Below are 19,341 nucleotides of genomic sequence, written 5' to 3'. Positions count from 1 at the left end.
AAGACGACCACAAAGGACAGAGAAACGAATGGCGACCGCTTCGCCCGCTTCTGATTTTGCACCGGTGGCGGCATCCTCCGCCCCTGCTGCCACAACCCGCGACCCGCGGCTGGATTTCTATCGCGGTATTGCGATGTTCATCATCCTGATCGCGCATATCCCGAACGACCCCTGGGCCAGATGGATCCCGGCCCGTTTCGGATTCTCGGACGCGACTGAAATCTTTGTTTTCTGCTCGGGCATGGCTTCGGCGATCGCCTTTGGCGGCGCGTTTGAGCGCAAGGGCTGGTGGATGGGGACCGCCCGGGTCAGCTTCCGCATCTGGCAGGTCTACTGGGCCCATATTTGCCTGTTTTTCTTTGTCGCAATGTCCATGGCAGCGCTGGATCTGTCGGGAGCCTTCGACAAAAGCTATGTCTCGGGATTGAACCTGCAGCATTTCTTCAACGACCCGATGCCACAGATGGTAGGGCTGTTCACCCTGACCTATGTGCCGAACTATTTCGACATCCTGCCGATGTACTTGGTCGTTCTGGCAATGATGCCGATGTTCATGGGCCTGTCGCGCCTCAGCATCTGGGCAGTCGGGTTGGTCTCGGTCGCGATCTGGCTGGTGGCGCAGACCGGTATGTTGGCGCTTCCGGCCGAACCGTGGTCGGACCGCCAGTGGTTCTTCAACCCGTTTGGATGGCAGTTGCTGTTTTTCACCGGCTTTGCATTCATGCGGGGCTGGATTCCTGCACCGCCGGTTTCCAAGACGCTGATCTGGGCCGCGGCATTGTTCCTTGTCCTCTCAGCCCCGTTCGGATCGTGGAAAGTGTTCTTGTGGGTCCAGGCGGCCGCGCCGGATCTTGCCGAGAACATCCGAAAGGTCTGGCCTCTGACAAGCGAGCTGCGCGAAAAAACCGATTTCGGCCTGTTCCGGTACATGCACTTCCTGTCGCTGGCCTACCTGGGATGGGTGGCTGCTGGGCAACATGGGCACCGCCTGATCGCCACCGGCAACACGATCGGCGCGCAGCTGTGGCGATGGATCCTGAAGCAGATCACCAAAGTGGGCCAGCAGTCCTTGGCGGTTTTTGTATTTTCCATGGCAGCGGCACGACTTATCGGCGTTTTCCTCGACGAATTTGTGCGGGATTTCGCCACCGTTCTGGCCGCAAACCTAATTGGATTTGCGTTGATCATCGGCGTGGCTTATCTGGCCGCTTGGTTCAAATCACACCCATGGAAATCGAAGTCATGAAGTTCACGCGTCGTGCATTCCTTGCGTCGACTACGGCGCTGGCCTTCGCCCCGGCCACCTTTGCCACCGGTGGCGAGGTGCCATTCGACCGGGCCGATATCATCGCCCTTGCCCGCGATCTGGCCAGCCGCCCCTACGAGGCGCGCGAAACCGTTCCGCAGGCGTGGCAGGACCTCACCTACGAACAGTACCGCTCCATCCGTTTCCGGCTGGACCGTGCGCTTTGGTACGGGACCGATACGCCGTTCAACGTCGATTTCTTCACTCCCGGCCTCTACTTCCCGCGAACCGTTCAGGTCTCGGCGGTTGAGAACGGGATGACCGCGCCGGTTGCCTTCGACCTCGAGATGTTCGACCGGGCCGAGGATGTCCCCGATCTGCCCGTAGACGAAACGCTGGGTTTTTCGGGTTTCCGGCTGCGCACCGAGATGCATCGCCCTGGCAAGACGGACGAGTTCTGCGTCTTTCAGGGAGCCAGCTATTTCCGTGCCATCGGCCTGCACGAGGTTTATGGTCTGTCAGCCCGAGGTCTTGCACTGAAAACCGGGGATCCCGAGGGCGAAGAATTTCCGGATTTCATCCGATTTTGGCTGGAGCGCCCAAAGCCCGGCCAACGCAACATGATCGTTCACGCCCTGATGGACAGCCCCAGTGTAACCGGCGCCTACCGGTTCGATATCACCGCCGGCGCCGACTGCATCATGGAGGTGCAGGCGACCCTGTTTGCTCGGGAAGAGCTTCCCCACGTCGGGATCGCACCGGGGACGTCGATGTTCCTGTTCGATCAGACCAATCACAACCGGTTCGACGATTTCCGTCCGGCCGTGCATGACAGCGACGGTCTGATGATCCGAAACGGGGCCGGAGAAGTGATTTGGCGCCCGCTCGCCAATCCCAAGCGATTGCAGGTGTCCTCATTCGTCGACATGAATCCGCGCGGGTTCGGATTGATGCAGCGCAAACGCGCGTTTTCCGACTATGCCGACCTCGAGGCGCAATACCACAAGCGCCCCGGCCTTTGGGTCGAGCCGATGGGCGATTGGGGCAAAGGTACGGTCACTCTGGTCGAAATTCCGGCCGATCAGGAGATCTACGACAACATTGTCGCCTATTGGCGTCCCGCTGAACCGGTCGCTGCCGGTGCTCAGCTCGACTTGTCGTACCGCCTGATCTGGGGCGAGGAACCTCAGCGGACCGCCATGCCGCGGGTGATCAACACCGCCATGGGCGAGAACACTTTCGGCGAAGGGCGGCTTGCGGTGATCGACTTCGAAGCCAGCGAGTTGTTCGACGATCCGGACGCCCTCAGCGTGTTCGTGCAGTCGCCTCATGCGGAAACTTCGGATGGGGTTCTGCAACGCAACCCGGATACGGGCGGCTTGCGTCTGGCCTTTTCGTTTCAGCCGGGCGACCGCGACCACGTCGAATTGCGCGCGCAATTGAGGCTGGGTGACGAGCCCGCCTCGGAAGTCTGGATGTACAGATGGACAGCATGAACCCGGACCTGAAAATCATGCCGCCCGAGGCACCGCTGGCGATGCCGGAGCAGGATTTTGCCGCCGGGTTTCGGGACGCCCAAGCACCTGCGGATGCCCGCCGGTCGTCGGCGGGCCTTTGGCGCGCATTGGCGTTTTCCCCTGCCATGGCGGCCTCGGTTGCTTTGTTGTGGGTCATGGCGGACTGGTTCGACGCCGAAGGGATAAACGTGGTCGAAGCCATCCTGTTGGCATTGATTTCGTTCAATTTCTTCTGGATTTCCTTCACGGTCTGCACAGTCCTACTGGGCATGGTCTCTCTTGCCCGGCAAGAGCGTCCGGTACGGCAGGGTCGTGCGCAGCCACTGCGGGTCGCTTTGCTGATGCCCGTCTACAACGAAGTGCCGTGGAACGTGTTGGGCAATGCCCGCACGATGCTGGAAGAACTGCGCGCCCGAGGGGGCAAGCATCGCTATGCGATGTTCATCCTGTCCGACACCCGCGATCCGGAAATCGCGGCCCAGGAACAGGCCAGCATCGAGGCGCTGCGTACCACGCTCGCCCCGGGGCTTGAGCTGTATTACCGACGCAGGGAACAGAATACGGACCGAAAGGTCGGCAATATCGCTGATTGGGTCAGCCGCTGGGGTGGCGCTTGGGATGCAATGCTGGTTCTGGACGCCGACAGCCTGATGACCGGGCGTGCGATCGCGCGGCTGACCGACGCGCTGGCCCGCGATCCCGGCGCCGGCCTGATCCAAAGCTATCCGCAACTGATCGGTGCCCAGTCCGTCTTTGCCCGGATGCAGCAATTCGCCAATGGTGTGTACGGCATCGCATTTGCCGAGGGCCTGTCCCGTTGGTGCGGCCAGGAAGGCAACTATTGGGGCCACAACGCCATCATCCGCACCAAGGCCTTTGCGACCTGCGCAGGTCTGCCCAAGCTGCGCTCGCTCTCGGGCCAGGAACAGCTGATCATGAGCCACGACTTCGTCGAGGCCGGGTTGCTGCGCCGTGCCGGTTGGGGCGTGCGCTTTCTGCCGCGCATCCGAGGCTCGTACGAGGAAACACCTCCGACATTGATCGACCACGCCCTACGCGACCGCCGCTGGTGCCAAGGCAACCTGCAGCATCTGCGACTGCTGGGCTCGACCGGGTTTCGGGCCGTGTCGCGGTTTCATCTGTTCCACGGCGCCGTCGGATACCTGATGTCACCCTTGTGGTTCGCACTGCTGGTCATGTGGGCGTTGATCGGTCAGGGCAAAGATGCTTCGGTGCTGCACTATTTCAGCCCGGACAATCCGATGTTCCCCCAGTGGCCGGAAATGACCGAAACGCGGCATGTTCTGATCATACTTGTCATGTACGCGATGCTGCTGGCCCCCAAGATTCTGGGTGCTCTGGCATTGCCCCTCAGCGGTGTTCGCTATGAAGATTTCGGCGGCCGGACCCGGTTTCTTGCGTCATTCCTGTTCGAGGTCGTGCTGTCGATCCTGTACGCACCGATCCTTATGGTGCAGCAGATGATCGCCGTGTTCCGCACCCTTCTCGGTGTGCAAAAAGGCTGGACCCCGCAGGCACGAGATGGCGGCACCTATGGGCTGCGGACGCTGATCGTGTGTCATGCGCTCGAAACCATCAGCGGCCTTGCGCTGAGCGCGGGCATCCTGGCTGGGTTGGTCTCAGTCTGGTTGGCGCCAATCGCCATCAGCCTGACTTTTGCGGTACCGCTCTCCGCTCTCAGCGGCGTATCTGCGGCTGCGGCGCGTCGCATGGTCGGCATGCCCGAGGATTTCCACGAGCCCGCCATCACGCGGGCGGCACGTTCGCATCGCAACGAGTTGAAACGCCTGATCGAGGGCAAGGGAACCATGACCCCGGCGGAATGATCACCCGCCGGGCAACCCTTCGTACCAATCCACCATCATGTCGGCCCAACCCCGAGGGACGGAATGACCGCCGGGAAACAGCGCGAACTCCAATGCGCTGCCGTCAGCACAGGCGGTCCACTTGCGACGCATGAACTGGCCTGTCGTTGAAAACCCGTCTGGACGGTTGTCGGCGCATTCGTTGGCCTGCCGCCAGATCTCGAGCCCGGCGAAGATATCGCCCTGAAGGAACCGACCGCCGCCCAGTGCGCGCCCCTCTAGCGGCACCACGTTGTCAGTCCAGCCATGTGTGTGAAAAAGGCGCACGGGCCCCGCGCAGCTTTCGGGATGCGGGCGCCAGAATCCTCCTGAGACAGGCACGTAGGCCGAGAATGCCTCGGGATCGGCGCAGGCCAAATAATTCACCATGAAGCCGCCGGCCGAGAATCCCCCCAGCACCACGCGATGGTCATCGACCCCGAACCGTTGGGCCGCATCCGCAACAACCTCCTTCAGGAACGCGGCTTCGTCTCGCCCGTCCCACCCCGGATAGAAGCTCCAGCTTTTTCGACCGTTCCGCTCGGCCCCCTCGGGGGCCATGACCGCATATCCCCGCGCCAGCAAGGGTTCGACCATGCCGCGGTTTTTCATGGTTCCCTGCGCGCTGCCGCCATACCCATGCAGGAACACGACCAAAGGCGGGTTGGAGTCTTCCGGCAACTCGATGCGATAGCTTCCGGAGTCCGTCTCGCAAACACCCTGATCCTGCCCACACGCGGCCAATACCGGAGTTGCGGCCGTTGCGAACAACACGGCCAACAGATCCCTGAGCCTCATCACGCCCCCTCCGAATACGCCTGCACCGGCAGCCCGGCCCGCACCCAGCCCGGACCTGCGGCTGACCCCAGCATCCCTTCGGGCACGTCAAGGATGTTGCCGTAGCCCGCCTCGGTCAACCTGTTGCCAAGCCGCGCTGACCGCACACCACGGGCACAGATCACGGCAATCGGCCGCCCCTTGTCACCGCCGGACAGGCGATCCAACGCATCCAGAAAGTCTTCACGGCGCATGTCCAGCGGTTGAGCGCCCTGCCCGATGCCTGAGGCACGCCATTCGCGCGGGGTCCGGATGTCGAGCAACAGGATTTCCCCCGCAACAGCCTTTTCGTGCGCCTGAGCAACGGTCAACGTACCGCCAGAAAAGTCTTCGGGGATCAGACGGTATTCACGGATCGCAAAACCCGCGAGAACAGCGGCTGCGCCCCCAAGGAACACGCCTCTGCGGCTGAGCATGGTTTTGATCGCCAATGTGCACCCTCCGGTTTTTCCACGCCGGTTTTATCACGGGTGCGCCTCCGGCGCTGCGCCGAAAAGCCGGGCGCAGATCAAGTTCGCGTCATTTTCGCGCAGGCTTTAGCTGAAAAATCGCGGGGAGTAGTGCAAGGTGAAAAACTTGCAATAGCTGGACAGTCAATAAATTATCCTTACAAAATCAACAGCACCCTGACCGCTCAGCCTGGAGTATCGCACTTGTCCCTATTCCTTATCGCGGCCCTTCCCTTCCTCGGAGCTGTCTTTCCCGCCCTGCTAATCCGCGCCGGGCGCAACGCAGCCGCATCGGCAGCGGGATTGACCACGTTTCTGGCCTTGATGGGGCTGCTGATTCATATCCCGGACGTCATGAACGGCACGGTGGTCACCGCGCGGTTCGACTGGATTCCGGGGCTGGGGTTGAACGCCAATTTCATGCTGGACGGGCTGGGATTTCTGTTCGCGCTGCTGATCCTCGGCATCGGGTTGTTGATCATCCTGTACGCGCGGTTCTACCTGTCGCGTGAAGACCCTATGGGGCAATTCTATACCTATCTCCTGCTGTTCCAGGGCGCGATGGTCGGTATCGTTCTGTCCGACAACATCCTGCTTTTGCTGGTTTTCTGGGAACTGACCTCGCTCAGTTCGTTCTTGCTCATCGGTTATTGGAAACACCTGCCCGAAGGTCGACAGGGCGCGCGGATGGCGCTGGCGGTCACCGGGTCCGGCGGGCTGGCGATGATCGCGGGGATGCTGATCCTGGGCAATATCGTGGGGTCCTATGACCTGAGCGTGATCCTCCAGAACCGGGAGCTGATCCAGTCTTCGCCCTACTACCTGCCAGCGTTGATACTGATCCTGCTGGGATGTTTCACCAAGTCGGCCCAGTTCCCGTTCCATTTCTGGCTGCCTCATGCCATGGCCGCGCCAACGCCGGTTTCCGCGTACCTGCACTCGGCGACAATGGTGAAGGCTGGTCTGTTCCTGATGGCGCGCATGTGGCCGGTTCTGGCCGGGACCGAGGCGTGGTTCTACATCGTCGCCACCACCGGCCTGATAACCATGCTGATCGGTGCAGTGATCGCGCTGTTCAAGGATGACCTCAAGGCGCTGCTGGCCTTTTCGACAGTGTCGCATCTGGGGCTGGTCACGATGCTGCTGGGGTTCGGCACCAAGATCGCGGTCGTGGCCGCCATCTTCCACATCATCAACCACGCCACTTTCAAGGCCGCCCTGTTTATGACCGCCGGGATCGTGGACCACGAAACCGGCACCCGGAACATCAAGCGCCTGGGCGGGCTGCGCCATTTGATGCCGATCACCTTCACGATCGGGACAATCGCCGCTTTGTCCATGGCAGGGATTCCACCTCTGAACGGTTTCCTGTCGAAGGAAATGATGCTGGAAGAAACCGTGCACACGGTCTGGCGAAACTCGCACTATCTGGTGCCAGCCCTTGCCCTGGTGGCCGCGATCTTCTCTGCCGCATATTCCTTCCGGTTCGTGTCCCACGTCTTCCTGGGCCCTGAACGCGAAGATTACCCTGCGCACCCGCATGACCCGCCAGTGGGGCTGTGGCTGGCTCCGGCATTCCTGGTTGTGCTGGTCGTGCTGATCGGCCTGAACTCGGCCGCCATCGTCGGCCCCTTGGTTGCGGTTGTGTCTTCCGCGGTCATCGGTGGCGAAAAGCTGCCCTATTATTCACTGAAGCTGTGGCACGGGTTCACGCCCGCCTTGTACATGTCGATCGTCGCAACTTTTGGCGGCCTCTTCCTGTTGGCTTTGCACCGGCGCGGCGAGCACGTCTGGAATATCCTGCCCCGCCCCGAGGCCAAGACCATCTTCGACGCCGTGATCGGCGGATTTACCGCCGCCAGCCGCTGGATCACGGACGAGTTGCACAACGGAGTCATCAGCCGCTATGCGATCATCCTGATCGCCTTTACGGTCGGCCTTGGATACTATGCCTATTCGACCGGTACGATTGGCGTGGAAACGCGGGTTCCGCTGCCGGCTCCGATCATTCCGATCATCGGCTGGCTGTGCCTGATCGTGGCGACGATGGGCATCATGTGGTTCCACCGGAACCGTTTGCTATCACTTGTTTTGATCGGTGTCGTAGGCCTGATCGTGTCGATGGCCTTCAACTATCTGTCCGCGCCTGATCTGGCTCTGACGCAGATCTCGGTCGAAGTCGTGACGATGATCCTGCTGCTGCTGTCGCTGAATTTTCTTCCGACCGAGACCCCATGGGACAGCAGCGCGGCACGGCGCTGGCGTGATGCTGCCATTTCAGTGGTGGCCGGCATCGGCGCAGGGGGCTTGATCTATGCGCTCATGCTGCGCGATTTCGCCTTCCCGACGATTTCGGAGTTCCACCTGGCCAATTCCTACAAGGGTGGCGGCGGAACCAACGTGGTCAACGTGATCCTGGTGGACTTCCGGGGATTTGATACCTTCGGCGAGATCATCGTGCTGGGGATCGCGGCCCTTATCATCTTTGCCCTGACCGAGGCCGTGCTGGGCACCAGTGTCCGCGCCTATCTGCTGAACCGCAAACCGCACTGGCCCCAGTCAGGTGACTCGCACCCGCTGATGATGGTTGTTGCGACACGTGTGATGATGCCGATCGCCCTGATGGTAGGTGCCTACATCTTCTTCCGCGGACACAACCAGCCCGGAGGCGGGTTCATCGCCGGTCTGGTGGTCGCGATCGCCTTCCTGATGCAGTACATGGCCAGCGGCTATACCTGGGCGATCGAGCGGCAGCGGTTCTACTACCATGGCACCATCGGCTGGGGTGTTCTGATCGCTGCGGCCACGGGTTTGGGCGCCTGGTTCAACGAGCGGCCCTTCCTGACAAGCGATTTCGGCTATCTGCATTGGCCACCGCTGGAAGAATTCGAATGGGCCACGGCCATGCTGTTCGACACAGGCGTGTTCCTAGCGGTTCTGGGCGCTGTGATGCTGGCCTTGGACAGCCTGTCGCGCTTTGCGTGGCGGCCGGGCATGGCGCAGGAATTCCCGATGGACATCAACCCGTTGCGGGATGATCTGGCCGAAGAACAAGAAAAAGCGAAGGAGCAGGGCTGATGGAAGCACTCGTCGCATCGGCCGTTGGCGTTCTGACCGCCGCAGGGATCTTTCTGATCCTGCGTCGCCGGACCTTTCCAGTCATCTTGGGCCTGTCTCTGCTGACCTATGCGGTCAACGTGTTCCTGTTCGCCACGGGACGGCTGGCCGTGAACGCGCCGGCGGTGCTGAACAAATACGAAGAGGTTCCCTATACCGATCCATTGCCGCAGGCTCTGGTGCTGACGGCTATTGTGATCTCGTTCGGGATGACAGCTGTGATCGTGATGATCGCTTTGGGGGCCTACCTGTCCTCGAAGGATGACCACATAGACATGGCCGCGCAGGACAGTGTGGATGACGCAGGAGAAGACGCATGAACCACTGGATCGTTGCGCCGATCGTCCTGCCCGCGATCCTGGCCCCCTTCATCATCATGGTTCTGCGGTACCATCTGGACCTGCAGCGTATCTTTTCAGTCGCCGGTGTGGTGGGTCTGCTCGGCATCGCGCTGACCATCACTGCGCAGGCGGCGGGAGGCGAGATTTACGTCTACGAGTTGGGCGATTGGCCGGCCCCGTTTGGCATTGTTCTGGTCCTTGACCGGCTGTCCGCGATGATGGTGCTGCTGACGGCGTTGCTGGCCTTGCCTGTCGTGCTGTACGCCATCGCGTCCGGATGGGACGAACGCGGCAACCACTTTCACCCGTTGTTCCAATTCCAGCTGATGGGTGTCTGCGGCGCCTTCCTGACCGGGGACGCTTTCAACCTGTTCGTATTCTTCGAGGTGCTGTTGATCGCCTCCTACGGCCTGATGACCCACGGCGGCGGCGCCGTAAGGCTGAAAGCCGGGGTGCAATACGTCACCTACAACCTCTTGGGGTCAACCCTGTTCCTGTTTGCATTGGGCACGATCTATTCGGTTACCGGTACCCTGAACATGGCTGACCTGGCCGTGCGCGTCGCTGAAATTCCGGCCGAAGACACCGCCCTGTTGCGCGTGGGTGCGGTTCTGCTGTTGCTGGTCTTCTGCATCAAAGCCGCTGTCCTGCCGCTGCATTTCTGGCTGCCCGCCAGCTATGCCAACGCGCCGCTGCCAGTGGCCGCGCTGTTTGCGATCATGACCAAGGTGGGGGCCTATTCGATCCTGCGGGTTTATACTTTGGCATTCGGCCCGGATGTTGCCGTCACCGAAGGACTGGTTGGTGACTGGCTACAACCTGCCGCGCTGTTGACCCTTGCCATCGGTTCGATCGGCATTCTGGGCACGCGGCACATCGCGCGCATGGTTGCGTTTTGCGCCATCGCCTCGATGGGAACGCTGCTGGTGGCTATTTCTTTGTTCACCGCGACGGCCACAGCCGCCGCTCTGTACTACGTCTACCATTCAACCCTTGCGACCGCGCTGCTGTTCCTGGTGGCCGATCTGGTGATGGAACGTCGAGGAGGGGCCATTGCGCCCCGCCCCCCGATGCCGCAAAGCGGGCTGATCTCGGCGCTGTTCTTTGTTGGAGCCATAGCGATGGCGGGCATGCCGCCGTTGTCAGGGTTCATCGGCAAGCTTCTAGTGCTGGATGCGTCGTGGTATGCGCCGGATGCCACTGCGGTCTGGGCGGTCGTTCTGATCGGATCCTTTGTCACCATCGTGGGTCTGGCTCGCGCTGGGTCCCTGATCTTCTGGAAAAGCTATGACGCCAGCACACAGATTAAACCGGAACCCGAAACCGAGGCCATCAACGATGATGAACCGTCGCACCGGCCCGCGCCTGAACCGCAGCCGGGGCTGGCGTTCACCTCGGTGTTCGGAGTGGTTCTGGGTCTCGTCCTGCTGACCCTGTTCGCCGGACCCTCGCTGGACTACACTCGCAAGACCGCCGCGCAACTGTTCGCGCCGGAACAGTACATCTCGGCCGTATTGGGAAGGGAAGACTGATGAAACTGCTGCGCCGGATATTCCCCCACCCGCATCTGAGCTTCCTGCTGACTCTGGTCTGGGTGCTGTTGGCCAACGCGCCCTCGCTGAACTCACTGGTCTTTGGATTGCTTCTGGGGATCATCATACCCTTCATCACCCAACCCTACTGGCCCGACCGACCCGTCCTGCGGAACTGGCCCATGGTCGTTGAGTACATGATCGTGGTTCTGTGGGACATCGTGGTGGCCAACGTGACCGTGGCACGCATCATCCTGTTCAAACGCGACGCGGACAGGCAGCCGAACTGGATTTCAATCCCGCTGGAACTGCGCACACCCGAAGCGATCACGGTTCTGGCTGGAACCATCACCATGACGCCGGGCACCGTCAGTTGCGACCTCTCGGCCCAAGGGCATTGTCTGCTGGTCCATTGCCTGGACGCTCCGGATCCGGGCGCGGTACGTGACCAGATCAAGCAGCGTTACGAGCGCCGCCTGAAGGAGATTTTCGAATGATCGAATATGCAATCTATTTTGCCTTTGCCTGCTTTGGGGCCGCGATCATGATGTGCCTGTGGCGGATCATCACCGCCGACGGTGTGGGAACGCGAGTGCTGGCTCTCGATACGATGGTGATCAACACCATCGCCTTGATGATCCTGTACGGCCTGCATCTGGGCACCGAGATCTTTTTCGAAGCCGCCATGATCATTGCCATGCTCGGGTTTGTTTCGACCGTGGCCTATGCGCGCTTCATGCTGCGCGGCAACATTATCGAGTGAGGCCGCCATGGAATTCATCTTCGAGCTTCTGATTGCATTTTTCCTGATCGTTTCAGGGATTTTCGGCTTTGTCGGGTCTTTTGGCATGATCAAGCTGAAGGATCCGATGTCGCGGCTGCACGCCCCGACCAAAGCCACCACGCTGGGCGTGGGCGGTGTGTTGCTGGCCTCGATCTTTCATTCGATCCTGATCGAGCAGCGCCTTTCCATGCATGAACTGCTGATCACGCTGTTCCTGTTTCTGACGGCTCCGATCACGGCTCTGTTCATTGCCAAGTGGCACATTCATCGCCATGAAGCCCCCGAAGATCTGCCGGACGCGGGCGAAGACAAGCTCTGGGCCACCCACGCGGTCGAGCAGGTCGAAGACGTCCCGGATCACAGCGCGAACTGACTTCATGAAAACACCTTCGTTGCCACTTACCCGCGATCTGGTTCTGGTGGGCGGAGGTCATACGCACGCGCTTTTCCTTCGGAAATGGGGGATGAACTCCCTACCCGGCGCGCGGTTGACTGTGATCAATCCTGGCCCGACCGCGCCCTATTCCGGGATGTTGCCCGGATATGTCGCGGGGCACTACGCGCGCCGCGACCTGGACATCGATCTGATCCGGCTGGCACGGTTTGCGGGGGCCCGGATCATTTTGGGGGCCGCGATCGGCCTGGACCTGAACCGGCGGCTGGTGAATGTGGCCGATCATCCTGATGTCGCTTTCGATGTTGCCTCGATCAATGTCGGAATCACATCGGACATGCCGTCTTTGCCCGGGTTCACGGAACATGCCATCCCTGCAAAACCTCTTGGTCCCTTTGCCGCAAAATGGGCCCAGTACCTGGAGACAACCGACCCTGCTTCGGTGGCGGTCATTGGCGGCGGTGTCGCGGGCGTCGAACTGGCGATGGCCATGGCCCATGCTCTGCGCGCCAAGGGTCGGCAAGCAACGGTCACTCTGATCGACAAGGCGCATATCCTGACAGCGATAAACCCCAAGGCCGCCCAGACCATTCGGCGGGCGATGGAACAGCTTGGCATCGATTGCATCGAACAGGCCGAAATTGCGCAGATCACACCCGAAGGCGTGCAACTGACCGATGGGCGTCACATCACGGCCGATTTCACAACTGGCGCGGCGGGCGCCCGCCCCTATGACTGGATCGGTCTGACCGGACTGGACCTGCAAGACGGCTTTATCCGAGTGAACGGGTATTTGCAGTCCAGCGATCCATCGGTCTTCGCAGTCGGCGACTGCGCTCATCTGGATGACACGCCGCGCCCCAAGGCTGGCGTCTTTGCCGTACGAGAGGCTCCCGTTCTCTTCAACAACCTGCGCGCAGCTCTCGGGGCTGGAACCATGCGCCGGTACAAGCCGCAGAAGGATTACCTGAAGCTGGTCTCGCTGGGGGAACGCTCGGCACTGGCCGAGCGCTTTGGGACGTCATTCAGCGGACCTGTGATGTGGCGGTGGAAAAACCATATCGACCAGAAGTTCATGCGTCGCTTTCGTGAGCTGCCCCAGATGTCAGCCCCCGCAATTCCCCGTCACCATGCGGATGGACTGCGCGATGCTCTGGGCGACAAGCCCATGTGCGGCGGTTGCGGCGCCAAGGTAGGTCGCGGCGCCTTGCAGGCCGCGCTATCCGCGGTACAGCGATCCGATCGTCCGGATGTCACGCCACTACCCGGCGATGATGCAGCGATGTTGACCTTTGGAGGCGTCCGGCAGGTGCTGACGTCAGATCATTTGCGCAGCTTCGTTCCGGACCCTGTTCTGATGACCCGCATCGCGGCCAATCACGCTCTAGGGGACATCTGGGCGATGGGTGCGACCCCACAGGCCGCGACAACCACTCTGATCCTGCCGCGCATGTCCTCCCAGCTGCAACACCGCACCATGGCTGAAATCATGCAAACCGCGACCGAAGTCATGCGCGGCGCCGGGGCTGAGATCGTCGGCGGCCATAGCTCGATGGGCGATGAGCTTACCATCGGCTTCACCATCACAGGTTTGTGCCAGTCTGATCCGATCACCCTGTCCGGCGGGCGGCCCGGTGATGTGTTGATCCTGACCAAACCGATTGGCAGCGGCGTCCTGATGGCCGCGGAAATGGCAAGGCAAGCCAACGGCGAGTGGGTAGTGGCCGCCTATGACCACATGACGCGGCCGCAGGGTGACGCCGCACGCATTCTGGCCCAGGCCCAAGCCATGACTGACGTCACCGGGTTCGGACTGGCCGGGCATCTTGTTGGCCTGTGCGAGGCATCCAACTGTGGCGCAGTCTTGAACCTGGACGCAGTCCCGGTCATGGAGGGCGCGCTCGAGCTTAGCCAGCAAGGTGTTCGGTCCAGCTTGTTCAACGACAATCGTTCCATCGCGCCCGAAGTTTCAATCGGCGGCAAGGCCGATCTGCTGTTCGATCCTCAAACCGCAGGTGGGTTGCTGGCTGCCGTTTCGGCCGACGACGCACGAAATATCTGCGACCATTTGCGTGCCGCTGGTTACCCGGCTGCAGTCATCGGTGTATTGAGCGACACACCCGGCCTGCGCCTTCAGAGCTGAACCACAACCCCTTCGATTTCCGACGCGACCTGATCCAGCCCGTCCGTGGTCAAGGACGCGGCATGAACGCACGCGATCACATCACACTGGTGGTTTCTCCGCGACTTTTCGTAAGCCGGGTCATAGTGCTGCTCCATCAAGGCGCGCGTCAGGGCCGTCTTGTTGCCCTCGGCAATCTGCGCCATCCACGCATCCACGACATCATGCCCCCGGTGAAACCGCAGCGGCGACAGGCGGTCCTGCAAACGCTCAGCATCGGACAGGATGTCGTCATAGGCAGCGACAAGATAGTCCGTTCTCGCCTCGATATCTGCCGTGACAAGGATTCGCGGCGCTTGGCACAGGCTCTGCCAGACCGCTGGGGGCAGGATCAACGAACCGATTTTTGACGACTCGGCCTCGACCAATACGGGCCGTGCCGGATCAAGGGCGCACATGGCCGAAGCCAAGGCAGATTCGAACGCTTTCTGGCTGGGTTGTCCGCCAGGTTGCTCGCCCAGCAACGATCCGCGGTGATTGGCCAACGCTTCGAGATCCAGAACCTGCACCCCGCGCGTTTGCAACCGGGCCAGAAGTTCCGTTTTTGCAGTGCCGGTGTAGCCATCCAACGCCACCAGCTTGAACGGCAGCGGGTCATCATAGAGGTACTGCTTCACCAGACGCCGATAGCTGCGGTATCCGCCCTCGATCACCTCGGCTCGCCAGCCTATCTGCTGCAGCATCCAGGTGAAGGATCCTGACCGCTGACCGCCGCGCCAGCAATAGACCAGAGGTCGCCAACCTCCCTCGTGGAGGCTGAGCTGTGTCTCAATATGGTTGGCGGCATTGCGAAACACCAACGCGGCCCCCAGCTTGCGCGCCAAAAACGGGCTCTGCTGAACGTAGATCGTGCCGACACGTGCGCGTTCCTCATTGTCCAGAACCGGGAGGTTGATGGCACCGGGCAGATGGTCCTCGGCAAACTCGGCCGGGCTGCGCACATCGATGATCGTATCGAACGGATGCGCGTACAGCTGCGGCAGGTTTGAGAATTTCAGGGCCATGACAGGGGTTTAGCGCGCAGGATGGCAAAAGAAAAGAAGGCCCCGCTGATGTCATTCATTGGTTTCTGGCGCGATAAGGTCCGGCCCACTAGCCCGGTTGGAGTTAACGGCCGTGCCGACCCTGTGAAACTGCAACACATCCTCGGCGCCGGGTTTCATCAGGCGGGCTGCCCCCTTGCCGACCTCGCCCAGCCACAAGGCCCAATCCGCCGGTTCGATGATCAACGGCATCCGGTGATGCACCGCACGCACATTGTCGTTGGCTGCGGTCGTGACGATCGCGCAGGTCGCCTGCCGCGCCTCGCCCTCGCCCCAGTTCTGCCAAATCCCGGCAAAGGCGATGGGCGCACCATCGCTGCGGTGAAAGTACCAAGGCAGCCGCGCACCGTCCTGTGTCTTGGTCCATTCGTAGAAACCCGTGGCTACGATCAGACAGCGCCGATCACGGCAGGCTGCGCGAAAGGCCGGCTTCTGGGCCAGAGTTTCGGCGCGCGCGTTGATCAGCAGCGGACCGTCATTTTGGGTTTTGTACCAATGTGGCAAGAAACCCCATCGCAGCGGGTCCAACTGCCGCCCTCCCTCTCCGGCGCGCACGACATGCACCTGATTTGTCGGGCAGATGTTGTAGTTGGGCACCGCCGGCAATGCGTTTGAAGGCCGCGCAGCAAACAGCTGCGCCATGGCATCGTTGGGAAGAGTTATTGCAAACCGTCCGCACATGGGTAATGAACCAACAACAAAAGTTTCAATCAGGCACAGGGTCTCGCGCAGTCAGATGACAAATCAAGCACCAAATTCCCTCAAGGCCAAGGCGGTGGCGGATCTGGACTCCGGCAAGCTTCCTCAGGCTCTGAAGAAAGCTACCCTCGGCATCAAGAAATTCCCGAAAGACGCGGACTACCACGCGATTGCCGGGTTCGTTCTGACCGAGATGAAGCAGTACAAGAAATCGCTGCCGCATTTCCAGGAAGCCGCCCGCCTGAAACCGGACGACCCGCAATTCGTCGAAAACATCGCGAATGCACTGATGCAGACCGGCCAGATCGCGCGAGCGTTGGCCTATGCCGAAAAGATGGCCGAAAAGATGCCCGGCAACCGCGAGATCGTCCGGGTGATTGATGAAATCACGCTCAAGGGCAAGAACTGGCGCAGCATCATCGAGAACGCCACCAAGCGACTGATGACCGATCCAGACAACCCCAAGCTGCTGTCCACCCGCAGCAGGGCCTATGGGCGCGTCGGCTTCGTGGATGCGGCCTCGGCCGATATTGCGCGTGCATATGAGCTGGATCCCGACAACATCGAAATCGCCTTCCGCCGAGCGGTAGACCTGCACCAGGCCGGCGACAAGAAAGGCTGTACTGACCTCTTGTGGCGCGTCCTGGACAAGGATCCGTATCACGCATCGGCGTTGTTCCAATTGTCGTCGATGGTAGACGCCGAACAGGCCGAAGCACTGTTGCCCCGGGTCGAGGCTGCGATCGCAAAGCGGAAACACCCCAATTCGACTCTGGAATTCACGCTGGCACAGCTTCAATCGAAGATCGGTGGGCTGGAGGCCGCTCTTGCGCAGTTTGCAGTCGCAAACAGGGTGCAGCACGACGAAAACCCATACGATTTCGAAGAAGAAGAGCGCAAACTACGCCGCATATGCGCCCTGTTCCCCGACAGCGCGTCGGTCCCAAGTTCCGGGATCGAGGAAATGCCCCTGCCGATTTTCGTGATCGGACAGCCTCGGTCGGGTACCACCTTGATGGAAATGATGCTGAGTTCCGCCCCCGACATCGCGGGATGTGGAGAGCTGAACCTCGGGTCCGACCTGTCGGCGCCATACTCGAACGAAAAGAAGGCATTCTCGGACGCAGAAGCCGCGGAATTCGCCAAGCATTTCCGCGAGTTGATGCCTCCGATCCCCGAGGGCTCGATTGCTTTCGTCGACAAGATGCCGCACAACTACCAGCGGGTTGGTTTTCTTTTGGCAGCGTTCCCCAACGCCAAGATCATAAACATGCTGCGCGACCCGCGGGACGTCGGCCTGTCGAAATGGATCCGGCGTTTTCCTGCCGGAGGTATGCGGTACGCATCGAACCTGAACTCGATCGCGCACTCGGCCAACATGTATCGCCGCTACATGCAGCATTGGGACGCCATCTTCGGTGATCGCATCCTGACGGTGCCCTACGAAAAACTGGTGGCCGATCCCGAGACCTACAGCAAGCAGGTCGCAGAATTCTGCGGGATCGAATGGCGCGAAAGCATGATGCACCCGGAAGAAAACAAGAAACAGGTGCGTACGGCCAGTATCGACCAAGTGCGCAACAAAATCTCGACCAAATCGGTTGGCGGCTGGCGTCAGGTTGCGGATTATATCCGGCCCATGTTGGACGGTTTCGACCCCGAACTGTGGCCCGAGTACGAATTCGATTAAGCCGAAACCCAACAAAAAAGGCCGCATCCGGGGATGCGGCCTTTTCTTTCTTTGTGTCAGCAATCACTTCTGCTGGATACGTCCGTCCAGATAGGGCGTGTAGGGCCCATTGGCCGCAAGGTATTCAGCGGTCACATCCGCAAGATCGGGACCGAAGTCGTAGGCATTCTTGTCCTCGCCAGAGAACACCTTGTACCCGTCGCCACCGTTGCGGACATAGTTGTTGGTCACCACCAGATAGGTCTTGGCCGGATCGATTGGTACATAGCCATCACCCTCGGCCACCATGACCTCGGTCACGCGGCCTTCGTTGGGAGCAACCGACGGATCCCAGGTGAATTTCAGCCCGGCCACCTGCGGGAAGCGACCCTTGACCTCTTCTACCTGGCTGACGCCGTTTTCCAGCGCATCGATGATACCCTGCCCACTGATCTCGAAGGTCGAGAGCGTGTTCTGGAAGGGCAGAACGGTCAACACCTCGCCCATGGTCACGTCGCCCGCGTCGATCGAGGCGCGCAAGCCACCCGAGTTGGCGATGGCGATCTGAACGCCCTGATCGGCGACCCGCGCCAGCATGGCATCGGCCACCAGGTTACCCATCTCGCATTCCTGCACGCGGCAGATCGACCGATCACCTTCGATCGGAGCCGCGGCGTTGGCCACGACCTTGTTGCGGATCTCGTCCAGCGGCTTGGCCAGTTCTGCGATGCGATCCAGGGCAGCCTGATCCTCGGTCACGGTGTTGTCCATGATCAGCGGCTCACCGACCGCCTGAACCACGTTGCCGTCGTCATCGAAGGTCACGTTCAGCTCGCCCAGGAACTTGCCGTAGGCATAGGCCTGAACGATCTGCACCCCGTTCACCACGGTCGGGTACGGCCCGGCGGCCTTGTCCGAAGTGTTCGACAGGTAGGTGTTCGAGTGTCCGCCCACGATCACGTCAACACCCGTGGTTTCCTGCGCGACCCGCTGGTCGACGCCATAGCCCGAATGGCTGAGCACGATGATCTTGTTGATGCCTTCCCCCGTCAGCTTGTCCACCTCGGACTGAACCGCGGGAACAGGATCAGAGAACACGACATTCGGCCCGGGTGAGGCCAGCTCGTCGGTGTCTTCGGGGGTCAGGCCGATCAGGCCAATCTTCTCTCCACCCACTTCGATCACGGTCGAGGGCATGATCCGGTCGGTCAGCAGTTCCTCGTTCTCGATATTCGCATTGGACATCAGAACCGGGAAATCGACGGTGTCGATGAAGCCCGCCAGAACCTCGGGGCCATCATCGAATTCGTGGTTGCCCACGGTCATCGCGTCATAGCCCAGCTTGTTCATGAACTCGGCCGCGACTTTGCCCTTGTAGTAGGTATAGAACAAGGACCCTTGGAACTGGTCGCCGCCGTCCACGAGGATCGAGTTTTCGGCCCGCGCGCGGGCGTCGTTGACCGCGGTCACCAGTCGCGCCGAACCGCCGAAGCATTTGCCCTCGGCATTGTCCTCGGCGCCACAGCCACTGTCATATTTGTTGATCGGCTCGAACCGGGAATGGAAGTCGTTGGTGTGCAGAATGGTCAGCTTGTAGTCGGCCGCCGCCATGCCTGCAGTCAGACCAAGGGCCGCCACGGATGTCAGGAAACGGGTAATCATTTGA

Annotated in this window: 16 protein-coding genes; 11 read left to right on the top strand and 5 right to left on the bottom strand. The window is 60.9% G+C overall.

The genetic code is table 11. From position 1 onward, the window contains the following. The first annotated feature begins 28 nt into the window (after nt 1–28). The 3 genes from AC2FNZ_RS04090 to mdoH are packed head-to-tail and all read left to right on the top strand — an operon-like array spanning nt 29 to nt 4,610. Nucleotides 29–1,246 (top strand): OpgC family protein, encoded by a 1,218-nt coding sequence (locus AC2FNZ_RS04090; RefSeq protein WP_496839611.1) that lies wholly within the window; start codon nt 29–31, stop codon nt 1,244–1,246. Beyond that, on the top strand, nt 1,243–2,742 hold the full coding sequence (locus tag AC2FNZ_RS04085; RefSeq protein WP_170509392.1) for an OpgD/OpgG family glucan biosynthesis protein: 1,500 nt from the start codon (nt 1,243–1,245) through the stop codon (nt 2,740–2,742). Before AC2FNZ_RS04090 ends, AC2FNZ_RS04085 begins: the two co-directional genes overlap by 4 nt. Continuing rightward, nucleotides 2,739–4,610 carry a glucans biosynthesis glucosyltransferase MdoH gene (gene mdoH / locus AC2FNZ_RS04080; protein WP_496839912.1) on the top strand — a complete coding sequence of 624 codons (1,872 nt, stop codon included), beginning with the start codon at nt 2,739–2,741 and terminating at the stop codon, nt 4,608–4,610. The genes AC2FNZ_RS04085 and mdoH overlap by 4 nt, the downstream gene beginning before the upstream one ends. On the opposite strand, the gene AC2FNZ_RS04075 is transcribed toward mdoH, so the two are convergent. Together AC2FNZ_RS04075 and AC2FNZ_RS04070 are read right to left on the bottom strand one after the other, a co-directional pair. Further along, complete coding sequence (locus AC2FNZ_RS04075) at nt 4,611–5,426, bottom strand: CE1 family esterase (RefSeq protein ID WP_170581257.1); 816 nt, start codon at nt 5,424–5,426, stop codon at nt 4,611–4,613. It abuts the gene before it with no gap. Further along, the gene (locus AC2FNZ_RS04070; protein WP_093962612.1) at nt 5,426–5,881 is read right to left on the bottom strand and encodes a rhodanese-like domain-containing protein; all 456 of its coding nucleotides are present in this window, start codon (nt 5,879–5,881) and stop codon (nt 5,426–5,428) included. The genes AC2FNZ_RS04075 and AC2FNZ_RS04070 overlap by 1 nt, the downstream gene beginning before the upstream one ends. Nucleotides 5,882–6,118: 237 nt before the next feature. Here AC2FNZ_RS04070 and AC2FNZ_RS04065 point away from each other — a divergent pair, with 237 nt between their 5' ends. Genes AC2FNZ_RS04065 through selD form a run of 7 tightly spaced genes read left to right on the top strand, consistent with a single transcriptional unit; the run spans nt 6,119 to nt 14,225 of the window. Further along, entirely contained in the window at nt 6,119–8,992 is a 2,874-nt protein-coding gene (locus AC2FNZ_RS04065) for a monovalent cation/H+ antiporter subunit A (protein WP_093962613.1), read from the top strand. Further along, nucleotides 8,992–9,351, top strand: a complete 360-nt coding sequence (locus AC2FNZ_RS04060; RefSeq protein WP_170337694.1) for a Na+/H+ antiporter subunit C — start codon at nt 8,992–8,994, stop codon at nt 9,349–9,351. Before AC2FNZ_RS04065 ends, AC2FNZ_RS04060 begins: the two co-directional genes overlap by 1 nt. Next, on the top strand, nt 9,348–10,904 hold the full coding sequence (locus tag AC2FNZ_RS04055) for a monovalent cation/H+ antiporter subunit D (protein WP_496839610.1): 1,557 nt from the start codon (nt 9,348–9,350) through the stop codon (nt 10,902–10,904). Before AC2FNZ_RS04060 ends, AC2FNZ_RS04055 begins: the two co-directional genes overlap by 4 nt. Beyond that, nucleotides 10,904–11,401 (top strand): Na+/H+ antiporter subunit E, encoded by a 498-nt coding sequence (locus tag AC2FNZ_RS04050; RefSeq protein WP_093962616.1) that lies wholly within the window; start codon nt 10,904–10,906, stop codon nt 11,399–11,401. The genes AC2FNZ_RS04055 and AC2FNZ_RS04050 overlap by 1 nt, the downstream gene beginning before the upstream one ends. Next, nucleotides 11,398–11,667 (top strand): K+/H+ antiporter subunit F, encoded by a 270-nt coding sequence (locus tag AC2FNZ_RS04045; protein ID WP_093962617.1) that lies wholly within the window; start codon nt 11,398–11,400, stop codon nt 11,665–11,667. Before AC2FNZ_RS04050 ends, AC2FNZ_RS04045 begins: the two co-directional genes overlap by 4 nt. 7 nt (nt 11,668–11,674) lie before the next feature. Further along, complete coding sequence (locus AC2FNZ_RS04040) at nt 11,675–12,061, top strand: Na+/H+ antiporter subunit G (protein ID WP_093962618.1); 387 nt, start codon at nt 11,675–11,677, stop codon at nt 12,059–12,061. 4 nt (nt 12,062–12,065) lie between these two features. Further along, nucleotides 12,066–14,225 (top strand): selenide, water dikinase SelD, encoded by a 2,160-nt coding sequence (selD, locus tag AC2FNZ_RS04035; RefSeq protein ID WP_496839609.1) that lies wholly within the window; start codon nt 12,066–12,068, stop codon nt 14,223–14,225. Here the strand turns inward: selD and mnmH are convergent. Further along, on the bottom strand, nt 14,216–15,268 hold the full coding sequence (gene mnmH, locus AC2FNZ_RS04030) for a tRNA 2-selenouridine(34) synthase MnmH (protein ID WP_496839608.1): 1,053 nt from the start codon (nt 15,266–15,268) through the stop codon (nt 14,216–14,218). The genes selD and mnmH overlap by 10 nt on opposite strands. Nucleotides 15,269–15,319: 51 nt before the next feature. Further along, entirely contained in the window at nt 15,320–15,988 is a 669-nt protein-coding gene (locus AC2FNZ_RS04025; protein WP_496839607.1) for an SOS response-associated peptidase, read from the bottom strand. A gap of 55 nt (nt 15,989–16,043) precedes the next feature. On the opposite strand from AC2FNZ_RS04025, the gene AC2FNZ_RS04020 reads away from it, so the two are divergent. Further along, complete coding sequence (locus tag AC2FNZ_RS04020) at nt 16,044–17,696, top strand: tetratricopeptide repeat-containing sulfotransferase family protein (protein WP_093962622.1); 1,653 nt, start codon at nt 16,044–16,046, stop codon at nt 17,694–17,696. A gap of 63 nt (nt 17,697–17,759) precedes the next feature. On the opposite strand, the gene AC2FNZ_RS04015 is transcribed toward AC2FNZ_RS04020, so the two are convergent. Beyond that, nucleotides 17,760–19,337, bottom strand: coding sequence for a bifunctional metallophosphatase/5'-nucleotidase (locus AC2FNZ_RS04015; RefSeq protein ID WP_496839606.1), 1,578 nt, complete (start codon nt 19,335–19,337; stop codon nt 17,760–17,762). Nucleotides 19,338–19,341: the final 4 nt, after the last annotated feature.

The organism is Ruegeria sp. SAZA006, assembly GCF_059613465.1.
Note: the sequence above shows the minus strand (reverse complement) of the source record. Positions and strands in the feature narration are given on the sequence as shown.